Origin of the sequence: Mycolicibacterium peregrinum (assembly GCF_001665625.1) — a bacterium.
GTDB classification, from domain to species: domain Bacteria; phylum Actinomycetota; class Actinomycetes; order Mycobacteriales; family Mycobacteriaceae; genus Mycobacterium; species Mycobacterium peregrinum_B.
Map to the genome: position 1 here is coordinate 1 of NZ_LZSY01000104.1, position 14295 is coordinate 14295.

General features: G+C 69.0%; 11 protein-coding genes. 3 read left to right on the top strand and 8 right to left on the bottom strand.

Annotation, left to right across the window (positions count from 1 at the left end; translation table 11 throughout):
* Positions 1–683 (bottom strand): aldehyde dehydrogenase family protein (locus A5779_RS14975; protein WP_131811650.1); only part of this gene is annotated, 683 nt, incomplete at its 3' end.
* Positions 684–791: 108 nt separating this feature from the next.
* Positions 792–2057, bottom strand: a complete 1266-nt coding sequence (locus A5779_RS14980) for a GAF domain-containing protein (RefSeq protein WP_064883157.1) — start codon at positions 2055–2057, stop codon at positions 792–794.
* A 319-nt stretch (positions 2058–2376) separates the two neighbouring features.
* On the opposite strand from A5779_RS14980, the gene A5779_RS14985 reads away from it, so the two are divergent.
* On the top strand, positions 2377–3774 hold the full coding sequence (locus A5779_RS14985) for a DEAD/DEAH box helicase (RefSeq protein WP_064883159.1): 1398 nt from the start codon (positions 2377–2379) through the stop codon (positions 3772–3774).
* 82 nt (positions 3775–3856) lie between these two features.
* On the opposite strand, the gene A5779_RS14990 is transcribed toward A5779_RS14985, so the two are convergent.
* The 4 genes from A5779_RS14990 to eccCa all read right to left on the bottom strand — a co-directional run bounded on the left by A5779_RS14990 (position 3857) and on the right by eccCa (position 9470).
* A complete protein-coding gene (locus A5779_RS14990) occupies positions 3857–4153 on the bottom strand; it encodes a WXG100 family type VII secretion target (RefSeq protein WP_064883162.1) in 297 nt (98 codons plus the stop codon).
* Positions 4154–4165: 12 nt separating this feature from the next.
* Entirely contained in the window at positions 4166–4489 is a 324-nt protein-coding gene (locus tag A5779_RS14995) for a WXG100 family type VII secretion target (RefSeq protein ID WP_064883163.1), read from the bottom strand.
* 77 nt (positions 4490–4566) lie between these two features.
* Complete coding sequence (locus tag A5779_RS15000) at positions 4567–5715, bottom strand: type VII secretion-associated protein (protein ID WP_064883165.1); 1149 nt, start codon at positions 5713–5715, stop codon at positions 4567–4569.
* Positions 5712–9470, bottom strand: a complete 3759-nt coding sequence (eccCa, locus tag A5779_RS15005; protein WP_082941695.1) for a type VII secretion protein EccCa — start codon at positions 9468–9470, stop codon at positions 5712–5714. The genes A5779_RS15000 and eccCa overlap by 4 nt, the downstream gene beginning before the upstream one ends.
* Positions 9471–9592: 122 nt before the next feature.
* Here eccCa and eccD point away from each other — a divergent pair, with 122 nt between their 5' ends.
* Both eccD and mycP read left to right on the top strand, forming a co-directional pair.
* The gene (gene eccD, locus A5779_RS15010) at positions 9593–10933 is read left to right on the top strand and encodes a type VII secretion integral membrane protein EccD (RefSeq protein WP_064883167.1); all 1341 of its coding nucleotides are present in this window, start codon (positions 9593–9595) and stop codon (positions 10931–10933) included.
* Positions 10930–12258, top strand: coding sequence for a type VII secretion-associated serine protease mycosin (gene mycP / locus A5779_RS15015; protein ID WP_064883169.1), 1329 nt, complete (start codon positions 10930–10932; stop codon positions 12256–12258). The genes eccD and mycP overlap by 4 nt, the downstream gene beginning before the upstream one ends.
* On the opposite strand, the gene eccB is transcribed toward mycP, so the two are convergent.
* Positions 12211–13614, bottom strand: coding sequence for a type VII secretion protein EccB (gene eccB / locus A5779_RS15020; protein ID WP_064883171.1), 1404 nt, complete (start codon positions 13612–13614; stop codon positions 12211–12213). The two genes, mycP and eccB, sit on opposite strands and share 48 nt — an antisense overlap.
* Positions 13615–13679: 65 nt before the next feature.
* Positions 13680–14231 carry a CGNR zinc finger domain-containing protein gene (locus A5779_RS15025; RefSeq protein WP_064883172.1) on the bottom strand — a complete coding sequence of 184 codons (552 nt, stop codon included), beginning with the start codon at positions 14229–14231 and terminating at the stop codon, positions 13680–13682.
* Positions 14232–14295: the final 64 nt, after the last annotated feature.

A 14295-nucleotide genomic window follows, 5' to 3' on the forward strand; every position in this document is an offset into this window, starting at 1 on the left:
GGCAAGCCGCTGGCCTCCACACCGAACCCGTTCACCACGTTGACCACACCGGCAGGCAGCAGATCACCGATCAGCGACATCAGGAACAGCACCGAAACCGGGGTCTGCTCAGCAGGTTTGAGCACCACGGCGTTGCCCGCGGCCAGCGCCGGGGCCAGCTTCCACACCGCCATCAGGATCGGGAAGTTCCACGGGATGATCTGGCCGACCACGCCGAGCGGCTCGTGGAAGTGGTAGGCGACGGTGTCCTCGTCGATCTGCGAGAGCGAGCCCTCCTGGGCGCGAAGCACACCGGCGAAGTACCGGAAATGGTCGATCGCCAGCGGGATGTCGGCATTCAGCGTCTCGCGGATCGGCTTGCCGTTGTCCCACGACTCGGCCAGCGCGACGGCCTCGAGGTTCTCCTCGATGCGGTCGGCGATCTTGTTGAGGATCACGGCGCGCTCGGCGGGCGAGGTCTTGCCCCACGCCGGCGCGGCCGCGTGCGCGGCATCGAGGGCCTTTTCGACGTCGGCCTCGGTGGAGCGGGCCACCTCGCAGAACACCTGGCCCGTGACCGGCGTCGGATTCTCGAAGTAGCGGCCCTCGGCCGGCGCGACCCACTGTCCGCCGATGAAGTTGTCGTAGCGGGATTCGAACGACATCACGGCGCCGTCGGCACCCGGACGTGCATAAACAGTCATGGCAATCTCCTGCATTCGGACACCGAAATGTGTCGGTAGTCACTAAAGGTAGTCAGCAGTAGGTTGCAGCACAGTTGCACACGTTGTAGGGCTTTCGAGGCCCCTGGATCAGCCCAGTTCGGAGTCGATACCGGCCAGGTGACCGCGCGCCTGCGCCCTGGCCAAGGGGTCGGCGTCGGCATGGTCGTGCAACACCCGCCAGCCCTGTCGATCGTCTCGGCCGTCGGGCAGTGCCAACCACCGCCGCAGCAGGCCCAGATCGCTCCCGGTCAGCACCGCTTCGCGCAGGCCGGCGCTCAGCTCGGTGCGCAGCCGCGCGATCGCCGGTGAGACCGACTGCGGCAGCAACGCGCCCGAGTACGCATCCAGGGCGGCCGAGACGTTCCCGGCCTGCAACGCGTCGTACACGTCACCCATGTCGCTGGCCACCGGCGCCAACAGCCGGTACGGCCGCGACTCGATGTAGCTGCTGCCGATGACCCGCCGCAGCCGCGACACCTCGGCGCGGACCGTGACCACGTCGAGGTCCTTGTCGTCGAGCAGCATGGCCAGATGATCGGCACTCAACCCCTCGGGGTGCCGGATCAGCAGGACCAGGATGTCGGCATGGCGGCCGGTGAGAACGCTGGACTGGGGCCGGCCCTCGGCGTCGGCCATCCGCCAGCGCGGGCGGTCGGCGCCCAGCACCGTCAGCCGCGCCGTCTCGGTTTCGGCCGGCTCGGCCGGTCCGGTGAGCCGCAGCAGGGCCAGCTGGTTCTCGACCGCCACAGCAGTGGCCCTGACCAGGGCCAATGTCTGAGGTGTGGCGACCGCGGACCCGCCGGTCAGGTCGATGGCGCCCAGCAGCACCCCGGTGGCCGGGTCGTGCACGGGCACGGCGGTGCAACTCCACGAGTGCACGGTTCGGGAGAAGTGCTCGGAGCCCAGGATCTGCAGTTCCCGGTCCAGCGCCAGAGCGGTGCCGGGCGCGTTCGTGCCCGCCGCCCGCTCACTCCAGTCCGACCCCGGGACGAAGTTCATCCCTTCGGCCTTGCGGCGCGCGCCGTGGTCTCCCTCGACCCACAGCAGCGTGCCGTCGGCCGCGGTGATCGCCACCAACACGCCGGCGCCGACGGCGTCGTCGACCAGCAACCGACGGATCAGCGGCAGGGTGGGCGCGAGCGGGTGCGTGTTGCGCAACTCGGTCAGCGAAGCGGCCGCGGCAGCCGCCCGGGCGCCCATGTCGGGGTCCACCCCGGTGGCCAGACTGCGTTGCCAGCTCTCCACGATGACGCGACGAACCGGGGTGGTGTCCAGAGAATCGGCGTCCACCCGGCCCGCGATGAAAAGGTCATGGATCGCACGCACCTTCGCGGGAAGTGCCCGGGGCGACATCCGGCCTCCCACGCTTCTCGATGCGGCCACCGCTATCACGCTCCCGGCGTCGGGCCATTGACATGGCATTCACGCGTGTCCGCCAGGATAGTTGACCTGCCCGGGCTGTGATGGATCCCACCCGCTGGTCAGGCGCCCGGAAATCGGGAAATCCGTCGATGACCGGTATAGTTGGGCCACGGCGGCTTGTCTGTTCTGCCTTTGCCGCCTTCTCGATCGTCAACCGAGCGCCGCGAGATGTCACTCGCGCCGGGCAGGACGACCGCCCTCTATTTTCGGAGCTTTCATTTTGTCTGTCCAAGAAACCCCTGGCACCGCCGTGCCTACTTTCGCCGAGCTCGGCCTGCCCGCCGAGATCGTCGCCACCCTCGCCGGTAACGGCGTGGAGTCTCCCTTCCCGATCCAGGCCGCGACGCTGCCTGATTCGCTCAAGGGCCGCGATGTCCTCGGCCGCGGCCGGACCGGGTCCGGCAAGACCTACGCGTTCCTGTTGCCCCTGGTGGCGCGCTTGGCGACCAGCGGCACCCGCCGCGCGCCGAACCGGCCCCGCGCACTGATCCTGGCGCCGACCCGTGAACTCGTCACCCAGATCGAGGCCTCGCTGGCGCCGCTGGCCAAGGCGACCGGCCTGCGGTCGGTCAACATTTTCGGTGGCGTGGGCCCCAACCCGCAGATCTCCGCCCTCAGAGGGGGCGTGGACATCGTGATCGCCTGCCCGGGCCGGCTCGAAGACCACATGCGGTCGGGTCACGCCGACCTGTCCGCGGTCGAGGTCACCGTGCTCGACGAAGCCGACCACATGGCCGACCTCGGCTTCCTGCCCGGCGTGAAGCGCCTGCTGGACCGCACGCCGAAAGACTGCCAGCGCCTGCTGTTCTCGGCCACGCTCGATGCCGGGGTCGACGTGCTGGTCAAGCGCTACCTGCACGACCCGGTGGTGCACAGTGTCGATTCGGCGCAGTCCCCGGTGACCGCGATGGTGCACCACGTGCTGCACGTGGACAACGCCTCCCGGGTCAACGTGGTTGCCGATCTGGCCGCCGCCCCCGGGCGCACCATCGTGTTCGCCCGCACCAAGCACGGTGCGAAAAACCTGACCCGTCAGCTCAATTCGCGTGGCGTCTCGGCAGTTGAGCTGCACGGCAACCTGTCCCAGAATGCCCGCACCCGCAACCTGACGGCGTTCTCCGACGGATCGGCCGGAGTGCTGGTGGCCACCGACATCGCCGCCCGCGGTATCCACGTCGACGACGTCAGCCTCGTCGTGCACGCCGACCCGCCCGTCGAGCACAAGGCCTACCTGCACCGGTCCGGCCGTACGGCACGCGCAGGCAACGAGGGCACCGTCGTGACGCTCATGCATGACGCACAGGTCTCCGATGTGCGCACCCTGACCAAGAAGGCCGGGGTCAAGCCCACGATCACCCGGGTGAACGGCATCGACCATCCGGTGCTTCGTGAGATCGCCCCCGGCGACCGGGTTTTCGGTGACCCGATTCGTCCCGAGCCGGCCACCCAGGCCGCTCCGGCACCGCGGCGCCAGGGCAACCGGTCCGGGCAGCCGGGCAAGTCGGGCCAGCAGCAGGGCCGCAACCGCCCGAACGGCTCCTCCCGCAACGGCGGCGGACCGTCGGCCCGCTCCGGGGCCGGTGCAGGCGGACAACAGCGCGGTGGCGGACACCGCCGTCCCCGCCGCGACTCCGGCTCTGCTCGCTAGCCCGAACCAGACGAAAGTGTGCGGTCCCGCCCGGTCCTCTCCACCGGACGGGACCGCACATGTCTTTCTGGGCTGAGCGGCCTCAGGCTCCCCACGCGTTGGCCGCACTGCGGTCGGTTGCGGCCACCTCGTCGGCGCCGTCGCGCACCGCATTGCCCAGGGAGAACAGGATCTCGTTGAGGGCCGCCGCGGCCTGGTTCCAGCGGGCCTGTTCGACGGCATAGGCCTGCGCGGCCTCACGGGTCCAGACCTGCTGCAAAGGCGCGATCTGCGAACGCAATTCATCGAGAGCAGCGTTGAACCGGCTCGACGTCGTGTGGATCTCCTGGCGAACCGAGTACTCGATCTCGCCGAAGTCGTAGGACAGCACATGATCCATGGCCGGCGCCGATCAGATGCCGTCGCCGACGGCGCCGAGCCGCTGCGCGTGAGTGTCGGTAGCAGCGCGCAGCGTGCGCTCGTTGGTCCGGATGGTCTCCGCGATACGGCCCAACGTGGTGTGCAGTGTCAGCGATTCACTGTTCCACCGGTCCACCACGTCACGGAATCGCGCCGCCGCCGCGCCGCCCCAAACCGACGATGGCACACTGCTCATCTTTCCGATGAAGCTCTGCAGCATGGCCCGGACGTCGTCGTTCAGCACGTCGATCCGGCCCGCCACACTCGTCATTACCTCGAAGTCGGTGCCCAACGGCCCCGTCGGCGCTCGTGACATGTCCTCTGGTCCTCCGGTCTTGTGTTGCGGGATATAACAATTCGACGCAGCGCGGCGCTGTTTGGTTCCACCCGATTTCAGAACACCGCGTGCGCGGACCGGGTGGCCGCCTCACACGCCCAGCGCACGGCCTCACCGTGTCCCGGTGCGCTCTGGCATCCGACCGCGATCCGCACCACACCGTCGACGAACACCGCCCAACGGATCTCCCGCCCGGTTCGGACTTCCCGGTAGCTGACCACCTGTCGGGCCGCGACGACCGCAGACGGATCGAAGTCCACGAACACCCCCGCGGGTTGCTCCCGCAGGGCGGCCTGCAGAGTGTCAGCGACTGTGCCGTCGCCGACACCGGACTGGGTCAGATGAATCATCAACTCTGGGTCGCTTGGCGAAACCACCTCGACCCGAGCCGATCCCGGCCCCTCGGTGATTCTTCGTACCGTCCAGCCCGCCGGAATCTGCACACCCACCCGGCCCTCGACCAGGACCGTCATCGACGGGTGGTCGGTGGGCGGACCGTGAGCGGCGACGGCGATCCCACCGAGTACCGCAGCCAAAGCCGCTGCGGCGCACATCGCGAACCTCCCGGTCCGGCTCCGCCTGCCAAGTTGCTCATCGGCCTCGGTATCCGGTGCCACGAGCGTGTTCCGCCAGGTCCGGGCGTCGGCCACGGTTGCCACCATGTCACGACGGCGCAGTCCTTCCACCACCTCGTTACCCAACGTCACAGCTCCCGACACCTCGACCGGAGCGTCGACAACCACCCCTGCCGATCTGCCGGCGATCGCCAGCACTGCGAGCACGACCGCTTCGGCATCCGGATCGTCCAGAGCATGGCGCGCCAGCGCGATGCCACCGGCATGGACGCCGGACACCATCACGACCTCGTCGGCGATCTCGACCACCACCGGGGACCCCGCGGATAGCGACGCACTCAGGGCCTGAACCCGCTGCATCACAACCACTTCAGAGCCCATCGCGGCATCCCGCACACGGTCGCACCGGTCGGCTGTCCACCACGTGGGACACACCAGGGTGAGCGTCCCTGCCCCGGCACCGGCCGCACCGAGTACCTCGACCCACAGATCTGACACTGCGACCGGCTCGTCCTCGATCAGCGCGATCTCGTCGTCGATGCCGGCCACCGCGACTGCGGCGAGGTCCGCCGCAACAGGGCCTGGTCCGCGCACGGTCACCGGACCCACCTCGATGACGGCTGACGTCACCGCGCCTCGCCTCCTCCAGGCAGGGCGATCTGAACCAGCTGATCGGGTGCCGTGCGGGTGATCAGCGTGCCGCGCCCCGGCGGAAGGCGAACCGGCCGTACCGTTCCCAGCAATACGCCGTCGTCGGGGCCGGCGCTCATCATCAGGCCCATACAGCCGAGGTCCCTGACCGCAGACAGCACCGGATCGAACATCGCACGCGCCGCACCGCCGGAACGGCGGGCCAGCAGCAGGTGCAGTCCGAGGTCACGGGCATGCGGCAGGTAACTCAACAGCGGTGACAGCGGATTCGGTCCGCCTCCGGCCACCAGATCGTAATCGTCGACCACGACGTAGAGTTCGGGTCCGGTCCACCACGTGCGGTCGCGAAGCTCCCGCTGGGTGACCTCGGGACCCGGCAACCGGTTCTTAAGTGTCTCAAGCAATCTCGGAAGTGCGGCGTCCAACGCCGCGACCGAAGTGGCGTATCCGGCCAGATGTCCCGATTCCACCGCGCCCAGCAAGGCGCGGCGGAAATCCACGATGAGCAGTTGCACGCTCGCCGGGTCGTTGCCCGCCGCCAGGTCGCAGCACAGGGCGCGCAGTGCGGTGGACTTGCCGCATCCGGTGTCACCGAAGATCACCAGATCGGGCTGAGCGCTGAAATCGACCAGCACCGGCATGAGTTCGCGTTCACCGAGTCCCAGCAGCACCTCGGCGGCGGGTCGGATCCGAGACACCGGGCGCAGCTCGTCTGCGTGCACACACGGCGGCAGGAGCCGGATCTCCGGCGCGCGAGCCTCCCCGCACTGCACCTGCAGTATGTCCCCGATCCGCCTTAGCGCCGCACCGATGCCGGCGTCAGACGGTGTGCCATCCAGCCGGGGCAACGCGATCAACAACTCACGACCGTCCTGCGTGAGCCCACGCCCCGGCGCGCACTGGGTCAACTGACGGGCGCGTTTGCGGTCCATCTCGGACTCGGCTGGATCACCCAGCCGCAACTCGATGCGGGTACCCAGCTGGTCCTTGAACGCGGGACGGAACTCGCCCCACCGCGACGCGGTCGCGACCACATGGATGCCGACCGAAAGCCCCTGCACGGCAAGCGCGGTGACCATCGGCTCAAGCGAGTCGAATTCGGCGCGGAACGTCGACCAGCCGTCGATGACAAGGAACACGTCACCTGAGGGATCAGCGATCTCCCCGGCATCACGACGGCTCCGGTATTCGGCCATGGAGCCGATGCCGAGCGCGGTGAACCGCGCCTCACGGGCGCTGACCAGGGCCTGCATCTCGGCGACGGTGCGCCGGACGAGGTCAGCGTCGGCGCGTCCGGCCACGGCGCCGACGTGCGGCAGGGCTTGCAGTGCACTCAGCGTTCCGCCACCGAAGTCCAGGCAGTAGATCGTCACGTCCCGGGGATGGTGGGTCGCGGCCAGTGCCACCGCCAGAGTCTTGGCCGCCGTCGATTTTCCGGATTGAGGACCGCCGACGATCGCCACGTTGCCCCGACCGCCGCCCAGCGACAGCATCAGCCGGTCCCGGCGCTGTTCGAACGGTCGGTCGACCAACCCGATCGCGACGTCGAGCGGGTCGGGATCCGACAGCAGGACGTCGCTGAGCGGCACGGCACCCGGCAGCGGGGGCAACCAAACCTGATGTGCCGGTGTGCCGTACCCGGCCAACCGATCGACGACCTGCTGCAGCACGGTCGTCGTGGCGGCAGCGGAGGCCCCGGGGCCGGCCGACATCCACGGTGCGGTGAACCGCCTAGGGCCCGGAGCCTCCAGGGGCCGTTGTTCGCGCACCGAACCGGCAGCGGAGACGAATGCGGTCTGAAACCTGAGGATCTCGCCAGCCGGTGTTTTCAGGTAAGCCGCTCCGGGTGTGTTCGGCAGCTCGTACGCATCGGCGATGCCGAGCACCGATCGGGACTCGTTGGGCGAGAATGTCTTCAGGCACACCCGGTACGAAAGATGGCTTTCCAGCCCACGCAGCCGGCCCTCGTCGAGGCGTTGGCTGGCCAACAGCAGATGCATGCCCAGCGACCGCCCGAGTCGACCGATCGCCACGAACAACTCGGCGAAATCGGGATGCTGCTGCAGCAGCTCGGAGAACTCGTCGACCACGATCAGCAGCGCCGGTAAGGCGGGCAGCTCGGTGCGGCGCCGGTATTCCGCGATATTGGCCAGGTCCCCGGCCGCCCGAAGCAGCTCCTGACGCCGGGTCATCTCTCCGGCGAGCGCGTCGGCCATCCGGGCCACGAGCTGCGCCTCCGCAGCCAGGTTGGTGATCAACGCGCTGACGTGGCGTGCCCGGTGCAAACCGAGAAAGGTTGCTCCGCCTTTGAAATCGATGAGGACGAGGTTGAGCGCCTCGGGGGAATGTGTGGTGATCAACCCCAGCACCAGCGTGCGCAGGAACTCCGATTTCCCCGAGCCGGTGGCACCGACACAGAGCCCGTGGGGGCCCATGCCGTCGTGCGCGGCCTCCTTGAGGTCGAGGTGCAGCGGGGCGCCGTCGGCCAACCGGCCAACGGGGACCCGGAGGAACCGCCGCGGATCCGATGTCGTCCACACACTCGGCGGATCGATGTCGGTCGGGTCGTCGACACCGATCAGCTCCGGCCAGTCGGCGGCCGCGGGCATCGGAGCACGACGCCATCGCGCCAGCCACCGGGCACAGGTCACGGCCTGCTCGCGGGTCATCCGGTCCGGGCGCGCCGAGACCGCGCCGAATCGCACCAGGTCAGCCTCGAGGTCCAGATGCAGGTCCGCCGTGGCGTTTCCGGCACGAGCCGCGACGGTCAGTACGGTGACGCCCGCACCGGGGCGCGACACCACAGGTCCGGTTGTGGCGGAATCGACGATGACGACGGTGTGTGCCGGCGGATCTGTGGCGGGCAGGTCGGTCAGTGTGCGCAGCCGCAGCGCGACCGGTCCACGGTGATCATCGGGATACCAGTGGTGACCAAGCCATTTCAACCATTCCCATTCGTCTGCTGTCGCTACGTCGACGACCCCGGCGATGCGCACGTACCGCGGACTGTGTGCCGTGGCCAGTTGGCAGATCACCGCGCGCAGCAAGGCCCGGGCCGCGTCGATCGGCCCCTCCACCGACACGTGCCCGAGGCCGCGCAGCTTCACCGTCACAGGGACGCCTGCCACCGTCGACCGATGCCGGATCAGTTGGGCGAGAGCCGATGCCGTCACCGGGTCGGCTTCACGCCCGGGGTCATCGCCACCGGCGACCAGCCTGGTGGACGACGGCGTGTCCCCCACGCCCACGCGCACCTCACAGAAACCAGGGTCATCGGGGACGCGTCGCCACATCTGTTCGCCACCGGCCAGCGTCCACAAGCACCCCGGATCGGGATGTGCGGCATGCAGGCCCAACCATTGCGCGCGGGCGGATTCACCGGCCACGGTGTCGATCCCGTCCAGGTAACGCAGGTACTCACCGCGGTCCCGGTGGAGCTGCGATCCGCGACCGCCGTTCTTCATGCTGTAGGCGGCCGTGCCGATCGTCGACATGGCCATCATGATCGGGAACATCATGGCGGCCGGACCACGTGTCGCGGGCGCGCCAGAGGTGACGTACACCGCGACCATGCCGCCCATCGCGACGACGACCAGCAGCGGCAGCAACCTGGTGAGCGGGCTGATCGGGTTGTGGCGCGGCAGCGCAGGCGGTGCATCGATCACAACCTCCGTCACCTGCGACTCCGGTACGGGGAGCTCGCGGGCGGCGTGCGGTGCGCGGATCGGTTCCATCGACATTTGGACGCACGCGGGGCCCGCCGGGTTCCCGCTGCGCACCGGAAAAATTGGTGTACGACGGGGTTCCTCGAGTCGGTTAGCGTGGCAGATGTCGGCGTCAACCGGGGGGTGATGCGATGCCGGATTCCTTGTGTCACGTATCGATTCACTTTGGCGCTGCTGACGCGGCCGGGCACGGCGCCACGGTCGACCTGTCCTTGCCGGGCGCGATGACAGTAGGCGAACTCCTGCCGTGGATCGTCGACGCGCTCGGCGCCGCCGACGGCACCGCGCTGCGCTGGCGGTTGGCACACCTGGGCGGAAACGATCTGAACGAGTCGGCGACCCTGTCGCAGAACGATGTTCGCGACGGCGATCTGCTGGTGCTTGCCGGAGCCCGCGAAGAGCCCACGCCAGAACGGTCGCTGACTGCCGTGTTGACCGGCGACTCCACGGAGGACGCCGTGTCCGACGGACTGCGGGTGGCCGCCTGCTTGTGGGCCTGCGCGCTTGGCGTCGTGGCGCTGGCGTGGACCGGGCTCGCCGGCAGCGGATTGGACCGCATTGCCGTGGCCGCGGTGGCGGCAGTGGCTGTCACTGTCGTGGCGCTGGCTGCCCGGCGTTTCGATCTGAGTTCGGCAAAGGTCGCGGCGCTCGACGTCGCAGCGCTCGCGCACGCGGCGGTCCTCGGTTTCCTCGTCGTTCCGGCCGGGCCGGCTCCGGCGAACTTCTTTCTGGCTGCGATCGCTGCGGGATCACTGGGCGCGATACTGATGCGGGTATCCGGTGGCGGCTCGGAGACTCTGCTCGCGGTCGTCACGGTCACCGGGGTGGTCGCCGCAGCGACCGGTTTCGTCTCGTGGTGGCCCTCGGCCACCCCGATACTGGGTTCGTTGGTGAGCGCACTCGGGGTGGGCCTGCTGCCGCTGACACCGCGGTTGTCCATTGCGTTGGCCGGCCTGACGCCGCCGGTACCCGGGTATGCCGGCGACGAGACGCCAGAGCCGGACGGATTCGACGTCGATGCACGAGCTCTCGTCGGGCACCGGTACCTGGCGAGCCTGGTGGCCGGTTGTTCGACCGCTGCCGCGCTGGGGACGGCAATCCTCACATTCGCCGGTCCGCAGCGGGTCACAGCCGTCGAGGTCACGTTCGCCGCGGCCGTCGGCGTGGCGCTACTGCTGCGCTCACGCAGCTACGTGTCGGGCCGTTGCCGCACCGTAGCCGGCGTCTGCGGATTCCTCTCGCTCACTGCAGCTTTCGTTCTTGTAGCGGCCTGGAATCCAGTACATGGCAGTTGGACCGGAGTGCTCGCCGTCGGCACTGGGATCGCCCTGATCTGGCCGGTCACGATCCACAGTCCGGCCGCAGCTCGGTTCGCAGATGCCCTGGAGTACGCCGCGCTGGCCGCGGTGGTGCCGCTGGCATGCTGGCTGGCCGGCGCTTTCGACATCGTTCGCGACCTGGCACTGAGGTGAACAGGCCGGTCCGGTTGGCTGCGGCGCTGATCGTCGGGGTTCCACTGCTGCCCATCGCACCGGCGGCAGCCGTCGTACCACCCGCAATCGATGCGACCTTGCTCCCTCGGCCTGCGCCACCGGGACCCGTCGAGCGCACCGAACAACGCCAACCCTGCTATCAGTCTCCGGCCGACGCCACCGCCGATGTGGCGGGGACTCCACCGGGCCTGGAGTCGGTGTGGCCGCTCACTCGCGGTGCGGGGCAGAAGATCGCGGTGATCGACACCGGGGTCGCCCGGCACCGTCTGTTGCCGCACCTTGTCGGCGGCGGTGACTATGTGTCACACGGCGACGGTACCGCCGATTGCGACGGCCACGGCACGATCGTTGCCGGAATCGCCGGTGCTGCACCTAGTCCCGGATTCAGCGGGGTCGCACCCGACTCCGTCATCTTGGCCATCCGTCAGTCGAGCAACAAGTTCAGCGCGGACGGCGGACCTACCGGTGTCGGCGACGTCACCACCCTCGCCATGGCGGTGCGTACCGCAGCCGACCTCGGCGCCACCGTCATCAACATCTCGTCGCCCGCGTGCGTAGCCGCCACCGCAGCACCCGACGACCGAGCCCTCGGCGCCGCACTGAGCTACGCCGTCGACGTCCGTAACGTCGTGGTGGTGGCCGCAGCCGGCAACGTCGGCGCGGGCTGTACGCAGCAGGAAGGTCCCACCGGTCCGGCCGGCGTACCCGACTGGGACAGTCTCCGCACGGTATCCAGCCCGGGCTGGTACGACGACCTGGTGTTGTGCGTGGGTTCGGTCGGATCCGACGGCACAGCATCGGTTTTCAGTCTGGCCGGTCCCTGGGTAGATGTGGCCGCGCCCGGCGAGAATCGCGTCTCGCTACACCCCGACGGCGAACGGTTGATCGACACGATCGGACGGGACGCCCCGATTTCGGGAACCAACTATGCCGCGCCCGTGGTGGCCGGGGTGGCTGCGCTGGTGCGTGCCCGGTTCCCGCAACTCAGCGCGCGAGAGGTGATGCGCCGCATCGAGGACACCGCGCGTACTCCGGCCGACGGCTGGAATCCGTTGGTCGGGCACGGGGTGGTCGACGCCCTGGCCGCCGTCAGCGGCGGCACTCCGTCGACTGTGTCCGCGCCGGCCGTCCCGGCCCTAGTAGTGCCGGGTACCCCGGCTTCGATCGACGCCCGACCCCAGCGCATCGCCTTCGGCGGCGCCGCCGTGTGCGTCGGCGCGACGCTCCTGATCGCACTGATGATGGCAGCCAAGCGGTTACGCCGGCACCGCCCGGGCGCCGGTCGTCACGTCCCGGCTGACTGAGGCGGCTTCGCGGTTCAGTTCGGGCCCCCGTGGCAGCATCGCGAGCATCGGCCACGGCGCGGGAACAGGGTCGGTACCCAGACCGAGCATTTCTGCGGTGGCCCCGTCGCGGATCCCGAACAGCACGCCCCGATCGTTCAACAGGTACAGCGGCCCACCGTCGATGCCGTCGCGGGTCACACCCGCGGCCTGCAGCAGCACGCTGCGGCCACCCGGAATCACCACCCGATCGACATTCGGGCCCATACCGTCTGCCTGCGCCAGTTGCACACTGTGATCGGGCAGCGAATCTGCCATGACCACACTGGTATTCGTTGCCGATCCGCGCTGCCGCGGATCCCAGTTGGCGCACACCACCGCAGGTGCCCGCGGCACAACCCGCTCCGGGAACCGGGCCACGGCGAGGTTGTCGGCCACCGGCACATCGGCCACCACGTCGGCCGGAACGACCGGCGGTTCGTCATGCGACTGTGCCACGCTGAATCGGATGACGTCGGCCGCCACCCGGCCGACGCGTTGGAGGCCGTCGGTCAGCACCACATAGAACTCGGCGGGGCCGGCGCGTACCACGCGCACCACGGTGCCCACCGCGAGTCCGCCCAGCGCGGCCGGTCCAGGGTTGCCCACGCCCGCGATCGGCGGTGCCCGTAACGCCGGCGCCTCGGGCACCGAGTCCAGCAGGGCTTGCGAAACCGCTTGTACCGGCAAACCTTCCAGATGAAGTGCTCGTACCACGGCGATGTCGCGGAGATCGACCCGCGCCCGCCACCCGTCGGCCAGCAGGTACGTCGCCCCTCCCATCGTGCGCGCCGACACGAGCAACGCCTGACCGCTACCCAACGCCACCATCCCGCGGTCGCCCCGCCCCGCCAGCAGCACTGTCTCGGCCGGCTCTGTGCCGTCGCAGACAGCCCAGTCCGATTCGTCGAGGCTCAGCGGTCGACCGAGCTCGGCCGGGGCGCCCGGGATGCCCACCAGTGGGCCGCGCCGGAACCTAGCGATGGCAGCGGCGTCGACCACCAGCGGATTCACCGGTGTACCGACGATGAGCCGGGCCGAAGCCAGATCAGACACCGGGTGCACGGTGTCATCGACGCGGACGTACAGGGCTCCGGTATCGCGCGCCAGCAGGATTGGCGCATCACCTGGCACCGATCCTGGACGGACCAGCGCCAGCACCGCACACACCGCGATCGCGACAGCCGTCAGGGCGCAGCCCGCGCCGTAGGCGACCGCCTGCGCGCGCAGCGGATCATCGAGCATCCGCGCGTCACCGCGAACCAACGCGTGTGCCATGCGCCGCAACAGGAATCGATGCCCGCTGAGCTGTAGCCGAGTAGCAGATCGCCGTGCCATATGTCCCCCGCGGGTCACCCTAACCCGGCCGGGGACAGCGTGATTACGCCAATTTACGCAGCGCGCTAGTCTTCGCGCTGACGCTGCCGGTAGGCCGCGACATGCTGGCGATTACCGCAGTTGCCGGTGTCGCAGAAGATGCGGGAGCGGTTTCGCGACAGGTCGGTCAGCACGGCCTCACAGTCCGGGGCGGCGCAGATCTTGAGCCGACGCAGTTCGCCGCCACGGATCAGGTCGGCCAGCGCCATCGCCATCTCGGCGCCCATCCGCTGCGCGAGCGGATCGTCGACCGACGCCAGGTGCAGGTGCCACTCCGGCATCTCCTTGTGCCGCGTCAGCCACGGCGCCGCCTTGGTGTCACTCAGCAGGGCGTTGACCCGACTGACCGCCTCCTCCTCGTCGTCGGCCACCGCCCAGACCTCCCCGATGCGCCCGCGCAGTGCGCGCACCGCGGCCAGCTCGGCCTCGTCTCGGTCGCGTCGTCCGGTCCAGCCGAAGTCATCGAGATAGGCACTCAGGTCGGCCTGGTCAGACAGTTGTTCGCCTTCTACCCGATCGGTGTTCACCAACACCATCGCAGCCCGAAGCGTGAGCTCCGTGTCATAGGTAAAAAGCATTTGACTCATGACCCCCTGTCGCCGTACCGTCAACCCTACTGTCATTACCAAAATCGATTTTACT

Bases quoted from the DNA above. Each gene is read 5' to 3' on its own strand.
- A5779_RS14980 (WP_064883157.1), bottom strand. From the start codon at position 2,057: ATGTCGCCCCGGGCACTTCCCGCGAAGGTGCGTGCGATCCATGACCTT.
- A5779_RS14990 (WP_064883162.1), bottom strand. From the start codon at position 4,153: ATGGATCATGTGCTGTCCTACGACTTCGGCGAGATCGAGTACTCGGTT.
- A5779_RS14995 (WP_064883163.1), bottom strand. From the start codon at position 4,489: ATGTCACGAGCGCCGACGGGGCCGTTGGGCACCGACTTCGAGGTAATG.
- eccCa (WP_082941695.1), bottom strand. From the start codon at position 9,470: ATGGAACCGATCCGCGCACCGCACGCCGCCCGCGAGCTCCCCGTACCG.
- eccD (WP_064883167.1), top strand. From the start codon at position 9,593: ATGCCGGATTCCTTGTGTCACGTATCGATTCACTTTGGCGCTGCTGAC.
- eccB (WP_064883171.1), bottom strand. From the start codon at position 13,614: ATGGCACGGCGATCTGCTACTCGGCTACAGCTCAGCGGGCATCGATTC.
- A5779_RS15025 (WP_064883172.1), bottom strand. From the start codon at position 14,231: ATGCTTTTTACCTATGACACGGAGCTCACGCTTCGGGCTGCGATGGTG.